The organism is Delftia sp. BGA-UO-ETr-SB1 (assembly GCF_059567865.1).
In genome coordinates this window covers 1,930,814-1,950,289 of sequence record NZ_JCAQOW010000004.1, presented here as the reverse complement: position 1 = coordinate 1,950,289, position 19,476 = coordinate 1,930,814, and the positions used below count along the sequence as shown (strand labels likewise).

Below are 19,476 nucleotides of genomic sequence, written 5' to 3'. Positions count from 1 at the left end.
TCATCTTCGAGGAGAAGGCCATGACTGCATCGATTTCACTGAGGTCACTGCTTGGCAGGCCTCAGGACCCTGATCTTGCCGATCAGGCGGTCCCTGGGCACGGCGTTCCTTCGCAGGACACCGACCAGGCAGCACAGATTCGAATGGGCAAGGCAGAGGCCTTGCGGGAGTCCAAATCAACCATGGTGGCCGGCTTCATGATTTTTGGCGCAGCACTGGGGTCTGCACTGGGCGCAGCCGTGGGAGGACCGGTTGGAATATTCGTGGGGGGCGCCGTCGGTGGCCTGGTGGGCGCCGGATGCGGTGAGGCGGCTGGAGCCACGTGGATCAAACACAAGGATTGATGGACCGGCCGAATACAGAAACCCGTCCTTTGCGTCCATTGAAATCAAAAAGGGCCCGAGGGCCCTTTTTCGTTACGGAGCGGCTGGATTACTGCTTCGGTTGCCCTTGATGGGCTTGCTTCTTTTGCTCTTCAGCGGAGCCCGGCTGGTGCTGCTTGGGAGCAGTTTGCTGTGGCTGGGGCTTGCTGGGCTGGCCAACGGGCTGCTGGCTTTTGCCTGGCGTGTTCTGGGAAACGGACATGTGAAACTCCTATGGTCTTCAAAAGCCAAGATGGCTCCTGAAAGTCCACTGTGTTCCTGGTCCAGGCGATGGGATGTAGTCAAACCAGCCGCAGACAAATTATGTTGTAAGCGTGGCAGCACAAGGGTTTTCGGGGGGCTTTCTGGATGCGGGGGCCCGCAGGGCCAGGCACAGATGCCACTGCCGGTATGTGCGGTACCGCACAGAGCTGGTGGGCCTGGCCCGTAAGATGCAAGAGCGTCATTTCTGCTGTCTCCAGACTCTCTTGAAGTGCCGGGATGACTGCACTGGAATTGCCTTTATGCCCTCTTGCGCCGCGTCCACCGGCAATCATTTGCTCGCCTCCTTGCCGCCCGAGCCATGGCAGCGGTGGGAGCCTGCGCTGGAGCCCGTGGAGCTTGCCCTGGGGCAGGTGCTGTATGAAGCGGGCCGGGTCATGAGTCACGTGTACTTTCCCACGACGGCGATCGTCTCCCTGCTGTACGTGATGGAGAACGGTGCGTCGGCGGAGATCGCGGTGGTGGGCAACGAAGGGATTGTGGGCATTTCCCTCTTCATGGGCGGAGGGTCCACGACCAGCAGGGCGGTCGTGCAAAGCGCCGGCAGGGGCTATCGGCTGAAGGTCGGCGCCATGCAGGCGGAGTTCGAGCGCGGTGGCCCGGTTCTTCACCTCTTGCTGCGCTACACGCAGGCGTTGATCACCCAGATGGCCCAGACCGCCGTCTGCAACCGTCACCATTCACTTGACCAGCAGCTTTGCCGCTGGTTGCTGCTGAGCCTGGACCGGCTCCAGGGCACGGACCTGGTGATGACGCAGGAGCTGATCTCCAACATGCTCGGAGTCCGCCGCGAGGGAGTGACCGAGGCCGCGCTGAAGCTGCAGCGCGCCGAGATCATCCGCTATTCGCGTGGCCGCATCAGTGTGCTGGACCGTACGGGCCTGGAGCAGCGCTCCTGCGAGTGCTATGCGGTGGTGAGAAAAGAGTACGACCGGTTGCTGCCGGACATCACCGCTTGCTAGGTCCCGATCGCGGCCTCTTGCACAGGGATGACAAAGCAGCTGTGCGCTGCCAGCTCTGTCCAGCGCAGCCTCTGCGATACCTGCAGCATGACCGCCCCCTCCCCGTCACACCTGGCCGCCAGCGCGTCGGTGCTGCCGCGAATCAGGAGAAAGCGCATGCTGCGGCCCTCCCGTTTCAATACCAGTTCGGCCTGGGGCCAATGGGAAGGAAGGCAGGGGGTGAAGAACAGTTCCCCGGCGTGGATGTGCAGCCCCAGGATGGATTCCACCGCGGCGCGATGCATCCATGCAGCCGAGCCCGTGTACCAGCTCCATCCGCCCCGTCCGACAAAAGGGGGCTGGGTGTATACGTCTGCAGCCATGGCGTAAGGCTCGATGGCGTATTGGCTGCCCCATACGGAATGGCTGGCGCGGTGGGCCGGACTCAGGTAGGTGAAGTACCGGTAGGGTGTGTCCTGGAGGCGCTCGCTGCCGGTGGCGGTGGCGTGCGCCGCCTGGCGCAGGGCCAGCGAAGCGGCGGCCATCACGGCCCACGCTCCGGCATGGGTGTACTGCCCGCCGTTTTCCCGCACCCCTGCCGGGTAGGCCTGGATATAGCCTGCATGCGGAAGGCCATGGACCAGGGGCGGTGCCAGCAGCGGGATCAGGCCTGTATCGGGCTGGACCAGCTCCGTGTCCACCGCTTCCATGGCAATGCGCGGGCGCGAGGTGCCTGACGTGGTGACCAGGACCGACCAGGCCTGCGCAATCAGATCGATGCGCGCCTCGGGCTGCCGGGCCGAGCCCAGCACCGTGCCGTCATCGAAGAACGCCCGCCGGTACCAGCGCCCATCCCAGCCCGCAACATCCAGGGCCTGGCGCCAGCCGGCCAGGGCTGTCTGCCAGGCGTCGGCACGTGCTTCGTCGCCGCAGCCGCGTGCCAGCGGTATCCAGTCCGTGACGATGGCGCACAGGAACCAGGCGAGCCATACCGATTCGCCCCGGCCTTGGTGACCAACAGCGCTCATGCCATCGTTCCAGTCTCCTGCGCCCATCAGGGGCAGGCCGTGCACGCCCACGGCAAGGCTGCGGTCGATGGCGCGCGCCGCATGCTCGTAGACCGATGCCGAAACTTCGCTGATGCCCGGTGTTTCGTAGACATCGTCCACGCCGTCGGCAATGGCGGGCGCCTCCAGGAACGGAACCTGCTGCTGCAGCAGCGCCGTGTCGCCAGTGGCCTGGAGATAGTGCGAGCAGGCGAAGGGCAGCCACAGCAGGTCGTCGCTGCAGCGGGTTCGCACGCCGGCACCCGCAGGCGCATGCCACCAGTGCTGCACGTCCCCTTCGATGAATTGCCGTGAGGCGCACAGCGTGATCTGTTGCCGCAGCACGCCGGGATCAGCCCAGACAAGCGCCATGGCGTCCTGCAATTGGTCGCGGTAGCCGGTGGCGCCTCCCGCCTGGTAGAAACCGGCCTTGGACCACAGCCGCGAGGAGACCGTCTGGTAGGGCAGCCAGCGGTTCACAAGCACGTCCATCAGCGGATCGGGCGTGTGGATCTGCGTGGCCTGGAGCAGGCCATCCCAGTAGTCGCTGTTGGCCTGTTCTCGTGCCTGGGGGGCCAGGACGGTGGCTTGCTCCAGCAACTGGCGCGCCGCATCGGGACTCGTTGCATGGCCGATCAGATAGGTCTGCTCCCAGGTCACGCCGGGCCGAAGCGTGGCCAGGCGCGACAGGGCTGCGCAGGGTTCGAGCCCGTATCCGCTGCGCTGCCCCAGCTGTGCCGGGAGCTGCAAATGTCCGTCGGATGCAAAGAACTCGCTGCGGTCGCAGGTCCAGTCAAGGCTGTCGTGCTTTCCGGCGAGGGTACCTTCGCCGGCATGCGATTCGCAGAAGAAAGCCGTGCCGCCGCCAAAGCCGCCCGCAGCCTCGGTCTGGGTGCATAGCAGGCCCAGAAAGCGCTTGTCGGGTGCCGGTGCCCACAGGGCCATGGTCTCCAGCGTGGCGCGGTCGGCCCGGCGCTCGCCCAGCATCCACTCCACCATGCCCGCCATCCTCAGGTGCATCTTGGAGTTGCCATGGTTGACCACGGTAATGCGCACTTGCTTGACGGCCGTCCTGATGTCCACGCACCAGCGCGCACGGATGCCCAGGTCGCCGTGGCGGTGGGCGATTTCAGTGAAGCCCTGGCCATGCACCACGCTGTAGCGGGCCTGGGCATGCCCCCAGGCGCTGGGGGCCACGCTCCATGTCTCGCGTGTGCGCCGGTTCTGGAGAAAAAACCACTCGGACGGCATGTCGCAGACGGGATCGTTGGACCAGGCCGTGACCTGATTGAGCCGGCTGTTGATCGCCCAGGTATTGCCTGCGCCGCTTTCGGATATCTGCCCTCCGAAGCCGGGGTTGGCCAGGACGTTGATCCAGGGCCTGCCCGGACGCCGGGATGCGCTGACATCGAATTGGAACTGGCCATGGTCGCCGAGGAACTGTCCGGTCGATACGGGGACAGCCGAGCCCCGGCTTGGCTGGACCGGTATTTTCTGGGGCAGATGCGCTGTGCGCCGCCGGCTGGCCTGGGCCTCGAACTGCTCGCTCCAGGCATGGATCTGTTGCAGCAATGCACGGCCATCGGCATGCAGGCGCACACATGCCAGGCGCTCCAGGCAGGCCGCCTGCGCGGGGGTGAGCGTGTCCTGGCCCAGGACATGAAAGCCTGTCGTGCTGAGCCCTGAGCGGGCGTTGCCGGCCGCCTCATGCTGTTCGCCGATGGCGTTCAGCTCGGCCTGCACCGGCATGTAGTAGGAGTGGAACTCGCTGCTGAGCACGACCAGGTCGCAGGCCACGCCGGCGCGCGACCATTCGCCCAGGGCCTGTCCCAGTATGCGCAGCAGGCCCAGGCCCTGGGGCGCCGCGGCACTCACCACGATGATCGGCCTGTCGCCCGAAAGGCCCAACTGCCACAGCACGCGCCGGTCCTGGATCTGCGGCAGGCGGACGGCGCCTGCGCGATGCGGGTGCAGGCCGGGCTGCAGCTTGGGCAGGGTGAACATCAGCGCCGTGCCCAGCAGTTGCAGTGCCGGCAGGTACTCGGGCCGGGGCCGGTGCTGCAGGGCATCCTGGCCCTGCGCCAAGGTGGCGGAGATCACGGAGGTGCGCTCCACATAGCTGGGCTGGCGGTACTTGTCCAGGATGGCCATGAGGGTGCTGGCACTGTCGCAGGCAGCCGTCGCAAACACCACGCTCACTTGTCCGCCAGGGCCCACGCGCATGCGCACGCCCAGCACGGCGACGGGGTCCAGGCCGGTGTCCAGCGCGACAGCTTCACCCGGTGCGGGCTCCAGGCACGCCTGCGGCTGGCTGGCCGCGTGATTGCGGCCGGCCCATTTCGCCCGATCGCTCTGGTAGCGCAGGCCCAGGACCTCCCCCTGCGTGCCGGCCACGAAATGGGCCATCTGCACCACCTTCTCCTCCTTGTGGCGGGCAACCCGCTCAAAACGCATGCCCTGCTGCTGCGCCAGCCACTGCGCCTTCACGAACATGCTGGAGAACGCCGGGTGGGCCTCGTCCGCGCCCGCGCCGGCCAGGACCACCTCCATGGCCGATATCAGCTCCACGTCCATGGGCAGGTTACCCAGGTTGTTCAGCACGACCTTGCGCAACTCGATATCGTCTTCAGGGCTGATCCAGACCGTGGTGCGCACACGCCATTGCGGCCAGCGGGCATCGAAGCACATGCGGTCCGGGTGGAACGTGCTGGTGTAGGCCGCCTGCGGATCGGGTGCCGGGCTGCGGGTCACGGACGCCGGGGCGCTGTCCCGGTCCGTTCGCAGGTAGACAAAGCTCCCGTGCGCATCGCGCAGCAGGTCGTCGCGCCAGCGCGTGATGTGGGTGTTGCCCAGGCGGCTCCATCCGGCTCCGTTGGCGCGCAATGCAACGCTGTAACGCCCATTGCTCAGCAAGAGGGTCGGCTCCAGGGCCCGGGCCCCCGGAACGACGGTGCGGATCGCGTTGGCAGGCCGTCGGGACTGGGCATGCAAAAAGGGTGCGGCCAGCGCGCCGGGCCTCAGGCCTGCAAGCTCGCGGGGGGTGCGCTCCTGCAGCAGCGTGGACATGGCCTGGATGCGGGGGTGGTCAGAGCCCCAGCGCTGTGCAACCCCTTGCAGCAGCACATTGGCCAGGGCCACGATGGTCATGCCCTGGTGATGGGCCATGTAGGTGCTGACGAGCGTGAACCTTCCGCCATGGATTTGCCGTGCGGCAGAAAAGTCCAGGGCCTCGTAGAAGCCATAGCGCCCGCGCGCAGCCAGGGCGGCCAGCGCGCGGAAGTTCGCGCACGCGGGTACTGCAGCCACCTGGCAGGCCAGCGCCGTGGCGTAGGGGGCGATGACTTTCTCTGCCATCGGCGTGCGGCGCAATGCCAGGCAGGGCACTCCCTGGGAGGCGTACTGGTAGGCCAGCGACTGGTCGCGCGCCGCATAGGCGCTTTCCGACATGCCCCAGGGAATGCCCAGGCCCTTGGCAAAAGCCATCTGTTCGCGCAGTGCGCAGCGGTTGGCCTCGTCCAGCGCGCTGCCCGCTGGCTCCACTGCCACCAGCGAAGGCATCAGGTACTCGAACATGGACCCCGACCAGGACCGCAAAATCGCGTTGCGGCCATGGGCGAAGAACGGCCGGCCCAACGCCTTCCAGTGCCTGGCGGGAAGGTCGCCCTTGGCAATGGCCAGCAAGCTGGTGGTGCGGGACTCGGAGGCCAGCAGGTCGTAGAACGATGCGTCGAGCTGCTGCTCCTCGAGCCGGTAGCCTATGTGCAGCAATTGCCGACGCGGGTCGAGCAGGAAACGGAAATCCGCATCCCACGCCAGCTGCTCCAGGGTGTGGGCCATCGTCCGCAGGCGCAGGGAGATCGCATCTTGCTGCCCCGCGCCGACGGCGCTGACGTCCAGGGCCGCCGACTGCAGGGTGGCCAGCAGGTCGGCCAGCAGCCATGGCAAGGGGTCCTGCGGCCCGGGCGGGGTGTCGGCCACTGCCCCAGGTTCCGGCAGATCGAGCGCGTGAAGCTCCGCAAAGGCGTCGCGCAGCAATCCCTGCAGCATCATCTGGGCCGATATGTCTGCGGGATCGGCCAGGGGGCTGTCCAGCAACTGGCCGATCGCCGTCTGCTGCAGCGGGCGCTGCAACAGGCGCGCTGCGCCCGCCAGGCAGGGTTTCAACCGGCGCCTGGCCGCATGGATCGCCTGCTGGCTGGCCGCAGGATCCAGCGGGGCGCGGGCCAGCTCAAGGCAGGCGCGGGATACGGCAAGCAGATGGGTTCCGAGGTTGCCGCTGTCCACGGTGGAGACATAGCGAGGCAGCAGCGGCTGCAGGCTCTGGGTGTCATACCAGTTGAGGAAGTGGCCGTTGTGGCGCTCCATCCTGGCCAGCGTGGCCGAGGTCGCTTCCAGGCGCATCAGCAGATCCTGGGTGCCGATCCAGCCGAACTGCCGCGCACAGGCGGCGCTGAGCAGATAAAGGCCGATGTTGGTGGGAGAGGTCCGGTGGGCGAGCACCTCGAACGGCGCCGTCTGAAGGTTGTCCGGGGGCAGGTGGTTGTCGCCTTCGCCCATGCAGCGCTCGAAAAGCCGCCAGGTGTCACGCGCAATGTCCTGCAGCAGTTCGCGGTCTGTGGTCTGCAGCCCTGCATGGCTGAAAGGGGCCCGCCACGGGGCATTGCACAGCCAGACCAGGGCCGGGGTGAAAACCCAGGCGGACAGCAGCAGCCATGCCGCGGCTGGCAGCGGGGCGGGCAGCAGCCACAGGGCCGCCAGCAGCGCAAGCGCGAGCACGGTGCTGTGCCAGTGCCTTGACAAGGCCGGCGCCCAGCCGGGCCGGATGGCGGCATGGGATGCTTCGGCGGTGGTCCATTCCAGCAGATGCCTTTTGCTTACGGCCATGCGGTACAGCGTGCGGGCCACGGCATCCGCGTGGAGCATGGCCTGCGGCAGCAGTTGCGCCAGGTACCACGCGCCGGAAAGTGCCACCTGCAGCAACTGCCGTGCGCACTGCAGTGCGAAGCGGCTGCCCACGAATCGCGCATGGTGCGGAAGGGCACCGGCGATGGCGCCTATCAACGGCCCGGTGATGCAGGCCGCCGCCGCCAGTGCCAGGGACAAAGGCAGGGCCAGGCCATGTCCTGCCATGGACAGCACGATCAGCAGCAGCGACACGGGCGCAACCAGGGAGCGGCGCAGGTTGTCGAACAGCTTCCATCGGTGGATGGCCGCCAGTTGCCAGTACCTGCCGTGCCACAGCACGGGCAGCAATTGCCAGTCCCCGCGCACCCAGCGATGCAGCCGGGCTGCTGCCGTGTCGCTGTGCAGCGGGTCCGACTCCATCACGGTCACATCGGAGATCGCCGCGCAGCGGGCCAGCGAGCCTTCCAGCAGGTCATGGCTGAGGATGCGGTCCTCGGGCAGGCGCTGCGACAGCACGGCGTGCAGGGCCTGCACATGGAGAAGGCCCTTGCCGATGAAACTGCCTTCTCCAAAGAGGTCCTGATACACATCCGAAGTGGCTGCGCTGTAGGGGTCCATGCCCCGCTGTCCGGAAAAAAGCCACTGCCAGGCAGAGGTTTGCCGCGTAAGCGGCAAGGGTGCCACCACGTGCGGCTGCAGGATGCCGTAGCCGCGTATGACCTTGCGCCCGGTGGCATCCAGTTCAGGCTGGTTGTGCGGGTGCTCGGCGATGCCCACCAAGGCCCTGACCTGGCCCGGCGGCAGTTCGGTGTCGCTGTCCAGCGTCAGCACATAGCGCACGCCGGCAGGCAGGTCGGACAGCACGCCCATCTCCAGGAAGGGGGCCGGCATTTCCGTCGCCAGCGCGGCCACCAGTTGCTCTAGCTTGCCGCGCTTGCGCTCCCAGCCCATCCACAGGCCTTGCGTCGCGCTGAAGGACCGGGGGCGGTGCAGCAGCAAAAAGCGCTGCGCCTGGCCCTCGCCGGCGGGGTAGCGCAGGTTGAGCGCCTGTATCTGTTCGCGTGCCTGCGCGAGCAGCGGCTCATCGTCGGCCGTGCCCTGCAGGTCCGCATCCGCCCAATCGCTCAGCAGCGCGAAATGGACACAGTGCTCGGGATTGGCGAGATAGTGCAGCTGCAGGCGGTGTGCCAGTTCGGAGATGGCAGCAGGCTTGCTCAGCAGCGCAGGAATGACGACCAGGGTGCGCGCCGAGGGGCCGATCCCCTCCTTCAAGAGAAAGCGCGGCAGATGCGCTGGAGTGGCGGACTCGCATATGAGCCGGTTCACCAGGGCCAAAACCGCCTCGGAGGCCGGGAAAAACATGAGCAGTCCCAGCAGGGCCAGGCCTGCATGGCCCACCCATGCGTCCAGCGGGCCCAGGGGACCCAGCGGACCCTGTATCGCAGCAGCATTGCCTGCGCCGTTGAGGTGCAGCATCCATGCCACCAGGGCCAGCGAAGCTGCCACAACGGCGCCGATGTAGGTGACCGTGCGCGACAGCAGGAGGATGGCATACCAGCGGTCCGCCAGGGGCCGTCGCGCGCCGAACATGTCCTCCAGTTGGGCGCGTCCCTCGCCCTGCAGCCAGTACCCGGCCAGTTGGGCTGCGCCCTGCGACTGGCCCATCAACCGGATGAGGGCCCTGGCCACAGCGGCTTCGGAGCGATCAGGGCTGCGCGCGGCCAGGCGCTCTATGCCATGCAGCGTAGTGTTGCGGCTGGCATCGTCCTCGGCCAGGAAAACGGGCGATGCCTGCAGTGCGCGCACAACCAGGCTGGTCCTGCCCACGATACCGGGCCAGTCCCCGGCGCCCACCAGCCGCAGCGAGGCCACCGCATTGCCCACGCTCAGGTGGTCGGCCGCGCTGTCGGCATGCTGCTGCACCTGCAGTGCCGCCAGATCGGGCACTGCACTGCGCAGCCACTCTTCGATCTGCATGTACGCGCCGTCGCTGAAGACCGAGCGATGCCCGAAGAGTGTTTGCGCCAGATGGGACAGGAAGACCTGGCCTACGCCGCGCAATTGCATCAAGCGGTGGATTTCGTGGAAGCCGGCGGCATCGAGCCTGTCGATATGGCCCGCAGCCAGGATGGCCACCTCCTTGGCCGCCGCCTGGCACGCAATCCGCTCCGCCAGGCGCCTCAAATTCTCGACCAGAATCACCCGCAGCGTGGTGGGCAGCGCCCAGAGCTCACCCTGGCTGAGTTCGCTCTTGCTCTGGTATGCGTCAAGAAAGCAGGTCAATAGCGATTCATCGAAGGCACCATCGGTGTGGGCGACAAAGGACCATGCCACCTGGTAGATGCGTGGAAGGCCTGTGAGCGGGGCCTCCTGCAAGACGGGCAGCGAGCGGTAGTAGCGGATGGAAAGGCCTTCGCTGATCTCCCGCAGCTGATCCTCGATCAGGTGGAAATTGTCGAAAAGCCACTCTGCGCCGGATCCCAGCTCATGGCCCTCCTGGTGCAGGCCGGCGATGTACCTGAATGAGGTGCGCAGGGATCTGAGATTGTTTTCAAGACGTGGATAGAACGTCGCCTGGCCAAAACGGGGGCGGCCCACGGCATGCGCGCCCCCCAGGGTCATCCCATACTGTTCAAAGTGTGCGCAGCCAAAAAGCTCCGACCTGATGGGTGCCAGGACTTCTCCATGGCGGGCATCCAGCAGGTGGCTGATATGTGGCGGTATCCATTTCCAGCGCTTGCGCATTTGCATTCATGGCTTCCGGGCAGCGCACTACAGAGCAAGCCACACGACGGCGGCCAGGGTTGCGATCAGCAGCATTCCCGTCAGCGTGCGCTCGCCCAGCATGCGGTGGATGGCCGTGAATCCCGTCCAAAGCGCGAGCAATGGCCTTCTCAGCGCATCGCAGTGCGCCAGGTGCTCGGTGAGCATGAGGCGATCCATCTGGGACAGGCTGGCAGGCCCGCCGACGCAGGAGGTGTCCCAGGTCGGGACGAGGTTGGAAAAGCGGGGCATGGGCGGAACTCCTGGTGCGGATTGCGCGGATGCAATCCCTTGGACACATGCCCTCTTGTAGGGGGCGCAGGCCGCGGCGTCTGTGCGCAGACGAACATTCACGGGCAACACGCGGCGATGTGCCCTACCGCACCGACGGCGATGTGCGAACAGGCCACTGTGGGATGGCATGGCAGGCACAGCGCAGCGCGTGGGTGCGGTGGACGGCGTTCCTGACCAGGGCGGGCAGCCTCCACGCCATGCGCCAGTCCACTACGTTTCAAAGAGGTTCTCCCATGAAAAAAATCAAGGTCAATGCGCTCGCCCTGGCGGCGACAGTCCTGCTGATGGGCATGGCCGGCTGCGGCAATATGTCCAAAAGGGATCAAAGCACGGCGATCGGTGCGGGTGCAGGAGCGATCGGCGGGGCCGTGCTCACAGGAGGCAGCGCTGTGGGAACGGTCGGTGGTGCTGCGGTCGGTGGAGTCATCGGCAACCAGGTCGGCAAGGACAAGAAGTAAACCGTGCCATGCAGGCTTGGCATCCTGCATGGCCATGTAGAAATCGCTGGCGGATCAAGGGCTTGTCTGTGAAATGGTGAGGCGATATTCATCTTCCGGATCTGCGAATCATCCGTTTCCCCCAAGCATGGCGAATTCTGAGGAACACCATGGCTCAAAGGTATCCAAGGCACATCGGATCAAGAAGAACAGGTCCTTTTTTTGCAGACGAAGCAGGCCTTCGCCCCCACGCCATCCAGTCGGATTTCGAGCGAAATCACTGGCTGGGCATCTCCGTGGAAAACCGAATGCGCAAGGGGCTTGAAGCCTGTTTGCAAGGCCTGCAGCGGCAATGCGACTCACTGCGCGAGGAGTTGCACAACACGCGTATCGCCCTGGGAAAAGCGCATTTCGAGCTTGACAGGACCAAGGCGGATGAACGCGCAGCGCATCACCTGGCGACACATGACCATCTGACCTCCCTGCCGAACAGGTTCTCATTCCTGGATCGGCTTTCCAGGGCGATCGGCTTTGCCATGCCCCAGGCCATTCCCATCGCGGTGTTGTATATGGATCTGGATGGCTTCAAGACAATCAACGATCTCCATGGCCACAGTGCAGGAGATGAAGTCCTCAAGGTCGTATCGGGCCGCCTGAGATCCTTCATCCGCCGCGAGGATCTGGTGTGCAGGCTGGGAGGCGACGAGTTCGCATGCCTGCTGGAGCCCTCTCCGGAAATGGAGCAGCTGCGCGCCCTGGCCAGAATGATCTGCAGGGAAATAGCCAACCCCATTCACTGCAACGGGCTGGAGCTGAAAGTGGAGGCCAGCATGGGCATCGTGATCGCACACGAATGGCCTGTGTCTGCGGAGCAATTGATTGCTGATGCGGATCGCGCCATGTATCGGGCCAAGCGCATGCGCAGTGGCTATCAGTTCAGTGTTTTTGAGGGCACTTAGGCCCGCCCCGTAAGCAGCAATACCACGACCACCACCACCAGCAGGCTTATCGCGATGCTGGGAGCGTATCCCCAGTTGCGGCTGTGGGGCCATGAAGGCAGAGCGCCTACAAGCACCAGGATCAGGATGATTAGAAGAATGGTGGTCAGACTCATGATGCTCTCCAAGGCGCTTTGCAATGCACGGCGTAGAGTTGCATTGCATCGTGTTTCCAAGCGATGGTCTGTGCGCTGGCGCACGTCCTTGGATTTTTGACTTGTTGACTTTTGGCCTTTCAGGCCGGGGCGCCCATGATTCTTGAATAGATTTGTCTGTCTGCCGCGTAGCAGCTGCACGCCCTGTTTTCCAGCGCTGCGCGGTTCAATACCATCATCTCACCACGTTTGTAGGCAATCATGCCGTCGTTCTGAAATCTGCTGGCGATGTTGGTGATGCTGACACGCCGTACGCCCAGTATCAATGCCATGAATTGCTGTGTGACATGAAAGCTGCCGGCACATCGGTCGCTGCTCATCAACAGCCATCGGGCCAGGCGGGAGGCTGCCGTATGGTAGTTCAGGCAGACTGTGAAACGTGCCTGTTGATGCAAGCGCACAAGTATGAATTTTTTAATCAGTTCACCGAGCATGGGGATCTCTGTGCACTGCTTTTCTAAATCCGTGCGGCTTATTCGCCAGCAGGTACCAGATTGCTGTACCAAGATCTTCCAAGGAAGAGGTGTTGCATGGCCTAGAATGATTTCTGACCCGACCATCGCCTCATTCCCTACCATGCCTATTCCCAGGGAATGTGCCAGGGAATGTCCCAGGGAATGGTTGCTGTTGATTTCCATGACCAAAGAGATGCATCCGCTTTCAGGAAAGTAAGCGTGCTCCAAAGGGTTGCCTGCTTTGCTCAATTCTGATAATGCGATCAATTCGAAGATTTCACAGTGCTCAACAAAGTGATCTGCCGATGCAGGATAAAGCAGGCGTATTATCCTGTTTTCAATATTGGCATGATGGGCGCCCGAATTTTTCATACAATTCCAATGAAATGAGTTTCGTTCATTTCTCGTGATGGATACCTTGATGACTGACGCTGAAGCCAGGTCATCAGATGATTTTTCTCTTCAAGCAGGCCGCACTATTGATCATGGTGCTTTTTTGATTCCATGTATGTGCGGCTGCGTACGCAAAGCCCGCTGCCGGGAAAGCGGCTTTTTCATATGAAACTCAGTTCTGCTGCCGAATCCGAGATGAGGTCATTTAATTGCGCATCCAAAATATTTTTTCCATGATGTGCGCTGGCGAACAGAAAAATAGCAAAAATAGATCCAAAAATAACGCTGGCCGGCCTACGCAACTAAAAAAACGAAGAAATGCCACGCACGGAAGGCGCCATGACCGCCAATTCAAAAATCTCGGAACTTGGGCGCCGGCAGCGCCTTGCAGAACAACCAGCGAGTGACCGGTCTTGACCGTTGCAGCCACTCACGCACTGCGCCGTGAATGTCGCAGGTCAGCCTGAAGCAGCCAACCCAAGCGGGCGTCGCAAGCAGCCGCTCCTGGCCGAACCAGCCCCCGATCACCCCATCCCAAAATCCACCCACCCCATCCCCACCCCCCGATTCACATGCCGCTGCCCACCCACCACCAACTCCGAATCCAGCGTGGCCAAAGCAACAGAGATCCAGACGCCCTCTGCGTAATGCGCGCTGTGCCACGTCAGCGATGAGCCGCATTGCTGGCAAAAGCAGCGCGTGATGCCGGGCGATGAGGCAAAGGAGCGCAATTGCTCCTGGCCCTGGGTGAAGACAAGGTCCTTTGCCGGCACGCTGCCGTAGGTGGCGAATGCGGCGCCGTGGGCCTTCTGGCAGATGCGGCAGTGGCAGTGCGAGACGGCCTTGGGGCTGGACCGCAGTTCATAGGCGATGGCGCCGCACAGGCAGCTGCCGGTCAGGGCAAAAGGGGGGCTATCCGGGGCGTTGCTCATGGTCGGTCGGGCGCAAAAAAGGCGCATGCAATTGTGCATGCGCCCCAATGCCGCGACAGGGACGCGCGGCAACCCCAGGAGTCATCCGTTTCGTCAGTCGCCGATGACCTGCAGCCCGCTGCCGTCCCCATGCGCCTGCAGGCACATTCTTCCGAGGTCGTTGAGAAAGCGCAGCACGGGCATCTCGCCCACGCAGGCGGGGATGGCGGCCATGATGTCGTTGTGCAGTTCCAGCAGCTGGTCGGAGGCGACGAACATGGCGGCGGATTCGCCGTAGTAGTGCCGCCAGAAGTCCTGCAGCAGGCCGTGGCGGGCCTTGCCTACGACCAGCGGATAGCCGTTTTCCCAGACCTGTGCGTCCATGGAAAGGCTGGCCAGGCCAGGGTCAACAGGCCGCGCGCTGGCGGGGATCAACAGTACACGTCGCATGTCCATGCTCATTTGCGTCTTCCAGGTGCGCCAGTGGACTCGGGCAACCCGGTCCGGGAGGAGGGTGAGAGGGTTCGCACCGCAGGCGGCAAGAACCGGTTCCACTTTATTCACGTGTGCACAACAAGAAAATTACAGCTGATTACATGCGGCGAGCGATGCGCCGTGTGCCTGCCGTTCTCCGTTGCAGTTCGCCGTTCAGGCGCTGCGCGCCCCGCCTTCGATCTCGAACGCAAAGTCCCCGAAGCGCAGGCTGCCGCGCCGCCGCTCTACCAGGGCGGGCGAGGCAGCGCATTCGGGCAGGGCGCTGAGGATCTGGTGCTTGGCGCGGAAGATCTGGATGTTCACGTACGAGGGCTCCACGCCCAGCATGCGTGAGAGTGCATCCAGTTCTATCCAGCCCTGGCTTGCGGGGGCCAGGCCTTTTTCTGCGTCCTGCTGGCGCACGCGGGCCAGGGTGACCAGGGTGTAGTGGTGTATGCGTTCGCCCAGCGCAATGGGCTTGCCGTCGCTCATGACGGTCAGGCTGGCGTGCTCTTCGTTCTGGCTGACGGTGAAGCGAAAGGACACCTCCGGCGGCTTGGGCGCACGCGGGTCGAAGCTGCTTTCCCGCGTGGATTCCAGGTCGTCGCATTGCACGAATTCCCAGCTGCCTGCGGAGGTGTGGATCATGGCGCCATCGACCAGGGGCTCGGTGCCGTCGCCGGACTCCTGCAGCCAGCGGCCGTCCTCGAAGAAGACGTTGGCTTCGGGCTCCTGCGCGTCGGGCAGCAGGGTGCCGCGCGGGTTCAGGGCCAGGGGGCCGTCCTGGGGCAGTCCCGGGCCGGGGCTCAGGCAGGTGATGGGCGGTCCCAGGTCTTCCACGGTCCAGGCCGCTTCTGCGCCTTCGCCCATGCTGAGCTTGGCGCCCACCGCCAAAACGGTCCAGCGGCCGGCGACCAGGCGCACGCCGTTGAGCATGGTGCCGTTGCGGCTCTGGTCCACGATTTCCCAGGTCTGCCGGTTCCAGCGGAACAGTGCGTGGACCTGGGAGACGTCAGGCGCCTTCATGACGGTCTGGCAGACCGAGGGATGGCGGCCGAAGGTATGCAGGGGCCGCAGCACGACGATGCGGCCGTCGAGTTGGTTACGAAAGAGGGCCATCGCCTCGAATTCTCCTTGGGGCTTGTGTGAACAGGGGGTGGGCTGAGGGCGCATTGGCCCGGAGCCGGCAGCCTGTTGCCAAGCTGAGAGAGTACATGCCCGCTGCGCGTTTCAGTTTGTCAAACGTACAGAGCCTGCGGATTCAGTTCGGATTCCTGCAGCGGCCGGCTGTGCCAGCCCAGGGCCACGGGTACGTTGCGCAGCCGTGGATTGCCCAGTTCCGGCCAGATATGGCACAGGCCGGGAATCACGACTTTGACGGTGTGCACAGGGATGTCGGGGCGCGAGTGGTCGTAGACGATGGTTTCCAGGCCCAGGCCGCGTGCGATGTCCACGCAGCGCGCAATGGCCTGGGCAATGTCCGGCGGCGCGGTGTCCGGCGTGTGCCCAGACAGTGGCGCAGGCTGTTGCGGCGGCGCATCGGCGCTGTCCGCAGGGTGCAGGAAGGCCTGCAGTGGCTCGGGCACGGCAAAGCTTTTGCCGGCCGCGATCAGCTGGCTGATTTCGGTGAGGGCGCGTTCGCAGGCCAGGGCGCGGTCCAGGCTGCAGCCAAAGCCCACGGCCCATTGGCCGGTGTCAGCGTGGCGGCCCACGGAGACGACCACCGGTATGCCGAAGTCATGCGTGATGTCCAGCAGCCAGTACGACCATTGCGGGCCGCAGCTGCGGTCCAGGCGCTGGCGTATGGCCTGGTCGACGCCTTGCAGCGCAATGGCGGGCCTGCGGATCTGGCCGTACCACCAGATGGCGGCGGCGTCGCGTTCCACCAGTTCCATGAAGCCTTGGAGGATGGCCTCTTCCCGTGTGTTGCCTGCGGCGCAGCCGTTGGAGGTCCAGCCCACGTGGTGCTGGCTTTGCGCGGGCGCATGGGCCAGGCAGAAGGCCAGCGGCAGGTAGCGGCGCGCATCGGCGGTCACGGACCAGGCGGGAGCCCACCACAGGGGCTCGCCCTGGCCGGCGCTGGGGGCCACGGCATGCGGTGGCTTGTCGGTGGCAAAGCCGGCGGTTTGCCGCTCGCTGAAGCGGGCCAGTTCCGTGGGCGCGATGCAGGGCGCGTCCAGCTGCGCGGCGGGGGCGATGACCACGGCTTCGTCGCCCTGGTGGAAGGCGGCGTAGCGTTCCACCGCTTCGCACATGGCGCTGGCGCGGGCCTGCACGGCCGACAGGCCCTTGCCCAGGCACAGCTGTGTTCCGGAGCCGGCCAGGCTGGTGCTGCCGGGGGCCGGTGTTCTGAAGATTTCGCTGCGGTAGACGGTGAGCGCTTCGTCGGTCTCGGCCGTCAGCGGCGTGACCCGGGCAATCACGCCGGTCAGCGGGCTGACGTGCTGCGACAGGCGCTGCACCGTGGTCTCGGCCGGCACGCTGCGCCAGCCGCCATCGGCGCGCGCGGCATGCGTGCCGGGAACTGGCGCAATGCGTTCGCGCTGGCGCAGGGCCATCAGCCCCGGCGTGCCGCAGTGCGGGCATTGCGGGCGGGCGGCCACCGGGTGGGGCTGCTCAGGCTCCAGCGTCCACACGGTTTGCGCCGCATCGGTGTGCGCCAGCAGGCGCTGCACCGTGGGCAGCAGGGCCTGCAGCCGCGTGGCGATGAGGTCGGCGCCGGCGCGCACGGGCGGGCAGCGGTCGCTGTCCTGAGGCTGGCCGTGCTTGCCGCCGCGTGCGGGATGGTTGCGTTGCCAGCGGTGTGCGAGGCAATGCCAGCAGGCCGCTGCCTGGGGTTTGAAAAGCGGTCCCGCCATGGCCTGCTCGCCTGTTGGCCGCACCAGCAGCCAGGGCCGGCCTGCGGCACGCTGGTTGGCGTCAATGGCGCCCAGGCGCGGGTCCAGATAGTCGTCGCAGAAAACGATGGTGAGCGGGGTGGGGGTGGGGGCGGGTGCCTGCGTGGCCACGGCCCCGGCAACGGCAACAGCCCAGTGGCAGGCGGCTGTGCTGTCCAGCGCTGCAGTCAGCATGACGATGTCGATCTGCTCCGATGCCTGCAGGCGCACGGGCGGGGCCGAGAAATCCGGTTGCAGATAACCGTGGCCGTTCACGTCGCTGTGCTGCACCGGCTGGACCAGGCCCTGGCGCAGCAGGGCGCCCAGGGCGTGCAGCATCTGTGCAAGCGGCGCATCGGGCGCTGCGGCGCAGTGCTGCATGAGGCTGGTGCCGGCCTGCAGCGGGGCGTTCAGCGCCAGCACGGCGGCGGAGCCCAGGGCCAGGGTGTCGCGTTCGCTGGCCAGCAAAAGGCGGTCGCCCTGCTGCACGGGCGGCAGGAATTTCTCGTGCCAGCGAAAGGCGTGGGCGAACAGGTCCGGGGCCGTGGGCTCAGGCAAGAGACGGTGCTCCGAGTTCAAGGCGGACGACGGCATAGGGGTGCTGGCCGGTGGTGGCGTGGAAGGCGGTCTCGAACAGCTGGTGCTGCTGCGAGAAGCGGGCATACAGGTGCTCTTGCAGGCTGATGCGGATGGCGGGGTGGATGCGCTCTATCTGCGCGCCGTCCGCAAAGCCCGAGACGACGGGCAGACGCATTCCGCCCACCTGCATGGGCAGCCGCGCAAAGGCCGGGTGCACATGGTCGAGCACGACGGTGCACGGCGGGCTGCCGGGCGCGGCAAAGCGCTGGGCCAGCTGCTGCAGCATGGCCTCCAGCGCAGCCTGGGGAAGATAGGGACAGACGCCTTCCAGCAGCACCAGAACGGGCTGGTTGCCGGGCAGGGCGGCGGTGTCCAGCCAGGAGGTGTCGAGGATGGAGCAGGCGAGGTTGGCTTCAGGGCCTGCAATGTATTGCGCGCGCAGGGCGATGGCGTCGGGCAGGTCCACGTTCAGCCAGCGTGCGGTGCCGGCCTCGGGGGCCAGGCGGTTGCGCCGCGTGCACAGGCCTGCACCCAGCGCAATGCACAGGCCGGATGGATGGGCGGTCAGAAATTCGGTGGTGAGCCGGTCGAACAGCTGCGAGCGCAACACCACGCTGCGTACAAAGGCGGGGTCGGCCGCATGGGCCTCGCTGGCCTGGGGCAGGGCGGCGGCAATGCGGCGCGCCTCGGGGTCGGAAAAAGGCGGCAGGTCCGGCAGTTCCGAGGAAGCTGCCGGACCTGCCGCCCGGGCACGTGCCGCCAGCGTCAGCAGCAAGGTGGCCGTGGCCCCTTGCAGCTGCGCCGGTGCCGTATCAGCAGGTGAAGGGGTAGGCGTCACCGGTGTTGTTGTAGGAGGTGAGGGCGATGGCCCACAGGTCCTGCTCGGCGGGTGCCACCGGGTAGTTCAGCACGATGCCGTTCTTGATGGCCGTGCCGTCTGCGCGCTGCAGGTTCCATTCGCCGCGTGCCGCATCCCAGGTGAAGGCCTGCTCGGTCTCGAAACGCACCTGGAAGTTGAACGGGTTGTTGTAGCCCAGCCATTGGCTCAGCACGGGGGCCTTGTCCTTGCCGTCGTCACGCGTCAGCTCTGCGTGGAACTCGGGCGACTGCCAGGCCAGGGCGATGGCGCGCAGCACCACGCCGCCAAAGGCCAGCAGCGAGTCCGGGCCGCCGCCGGGGATGCCCAGGCCCGTGGGCAGGGCGGCCCTGAGCGTGCCGTTGCTCGGTTCCTCGAACGAGGTGCTGACGCCCATGAAGTTGGGGAACAGCTGGTAGTAGGCGGCAAGCGCTTCGGAGGCGTGGGTCTGGGGCGCCTGGGGCAGGACGATGACGAATTCATCGTCAGGACCGATCCAGCCGGCCGTGAGCACGGGCTTCCATTCGGCGCGCTGGGTGGGGTCGTCGCTCAGGCGCAGCGACACATCGACCTGGGGCCACTGGGTCGGCAGGCTGAAGTCGCGGTGCAGCATGGGCTGGATGTCGCGCTGCCCCAGCAGATCACGGCGGTAGGCGTCATCCTGCCAGGAGCGGGCGATGGCCCGCAGGTAGGCAAGGCGGAATGCGAGCAACGGTTCAGTATTCTGCAGCTGGGTGGTCATGTGACTT

General features: G+C 65.5%; 14 protein-coding genes. 4 read left to right on the top strand and 10 right to left on the bottom strand.

What is annotated here, in order from left to right:
- Positions 1-20 precede the first annotated feature (20 nt).
- A complete protein-coding gene (locus AC57B5_RS09545; protein ID WP_199962451.1) occupies positions 21-344 on the top strand; it encodes a bacteriocin in 324 nt (107 codons plus the stop codon).
- A 542-nt stretch (positions 345-886) separates the two neighbouring features.
- Positions 887-1,606, top strand: a complete 720-nt coding sequence (locus AC57B5_RS09540) for a Crp/Fnr family transcriptional regulator (protein WP_013801895.1) — start codon at positions 887-889, stop codon at positions 1,604-1,606.
- Here AC57B5_RS09540 and AC57B5_RS09535 read toward each other — a convergent pair.
- Both AC57B5_RS09535 and AC57B5_RS09530 read right to left on the bottom strand, forming a co-directional pair.
- Complete coding sequence (locus AC57B5_RS09535) at positions 1,603-10,158, bottom strand: glycoside hydrolase family 94 protein (protein WP_496399357.1); 8,556 nt, start codon at positions 10,156-10,158, stop codon at positions 1,603-1,605. The genes AC57B5_RS09540 and AC57B5_RS09535 overlap by 4 nt on opposite strands.
- A 150-nt stretch (positions 10,159-10,308) precedes the next feature.
- Positions 10,309-10,551 carry a hypothetical protein gene (locus AC57B5_RS09530; RefSeq protein ID WP_013801897.1) on the bottom strand — a complete coding sequence of 81 codons (243 nt, stop codon included), beginning with the start codon at positions 10,549-10,551 and terminating at the stop codon, positions 10,309-10,311.
- 275 nt (positions 10,552-10,826) lie between these two features.
- Between AC57B5_RS09530 and AC57B5_RS09525 the strand changes: the two genes are divergently transcribed.
- Together AC57B5_RS09525 and AC57B5_RS09520 are read left to right on the top strand one after the other, a co-directional pair.
- On the top strand, positions 10,827-11,051 hold the full coding sequence (locus AC57B5_RS09525) for a YMGG-like glycine zipper-containing protein (protein ID WP_496399356.1): 225 nt from the start codon (positions 10,827-10,829) through the stop codon (positions 11,049-11,051).
- A gap of 287 nt (positions 11,052-11,338) precedes the next feature.
- Positions 11,339-11,989, top strand: a complete 651-nt coding sequence (locus AC57B5_RS09520) for a GGDEF domain-containing protein (RefSeq protein ID WP_049801383.1) — start codon at positions 11,339-11,341, stop codon at positions 11,987-11,989.
- Here the strand turns inward: AC57B5_RS09520 and AC57B5_RS09515 are convergent.
- The 8 genes from AC57B5_RS09515 to AC57B5_RS09480 all read right to left on the bottom strand — a co-directional run bounded on the left by AC57B5_RS09515 (position 11,986) and on the right by AC57B5_RS09480 (position 19,469).
- Positions 11,986-12,144 (bottom strand): DUF3309 family protein, encoded by a 159-nt coding sequence (locus tag AC57B5_RS09515; RefSeq protein ID WP_013801900.1) that lies wholly within the window; start codon positions 12,142-12,144, stop codon positions 11,986-11,988. The two genes, AC57B5_RS09520 and AC57B5_RS09515, sit on opposite strands and share 4 nt — an antisense overlap.
- A 119-nt stretch (positions 12,145-12,263) precedes the next feature.
- A complete protein-coding gene (locus tag AC57B5_RS09510) occupies positions 12,264-13,010 on the bottom strand; it encodes a Crp/Fnr family transcriptional regulator (protein ID WP_496399355.1) in 747 nt (248 codons plus the stop codon).
- A gap of 545 nt (positions 13,011-13,555) precedes the next feature.
- Positions 13,556-13,963 (bottom strand): GFA family protein, encoded by a 408-nt coding sequence (locus AC57B5_RS09505; RefSeq protein ID WP_496399354.1) that lies wholly within the window; start codon positions 13,961-13,963, stop codon positions 13,556-13,558.
- 93 nt (positions 13,964-14,056) lie between these two features.
- Positions 14,057-14,392, bottom strand: a complete 336-nt coding sequence (locus AC57B5_RS09500; protein WP_223275358.1) for a hypothetical protein — start codon at positions 14,390-14,392, stop codon at positions 14,057-14,059.
- A 198-nt stretch (positions 14,393-14,590) separates the two neighbouring features.
- The gene (locus AC57B5_RS09495) at positions 14,591-15,535 is read right to left on the bottom strand and encodes an FHA domain-containing protein (RefSeq protein ID WP_065346240.1); all 945 of its coding nucleotides are present in this window, start codon (positions 15,533-15,535) and stop codon (positions 14,591-14,593) included.
- 119 nt (positions 15,536-15,654) lie between these two features.
- A complete protein-coding gene (locus AC57B5_RS09490) occupies positions 15,655-17,886 on the bottom strand; it encodes a TOMM precursor leader peptide-binding protein (RefSeq protein WP_496399353.1) in 2,232 nt (743 codons plus the stop codon).
- A complete protein-coding gene (locus AC57B5_RS09485) occupies positions 17,843-18,709 on the bottom strand; it encodes a class I SAM-dependent methyltransferase (RefSeq protein ID WP_496399352.1) in 867 nt (288 codons plus the stop codon). Before AC57B5_RS09485 ends, AC57B5_RS09490 begins: the two co-directional genes overlap by 44 nt.
- Entirely contained in the window at positions 18,684-19,469 is a 786-nt protein-coding gene (locus AC57B5_RS09480; protein ID WP_013801906.1) for a BMA_0021/BMA_0022 family TOMM bacteriocin, read from the bottom strand. The genes AC57B5_RS09485 and AC57B5_RS09480 overlap by 26 nt, the downstream gene beginning before the upstream one ends.
- Positions 19,470-19,476 lie beyond the last annotated feature (7 nt).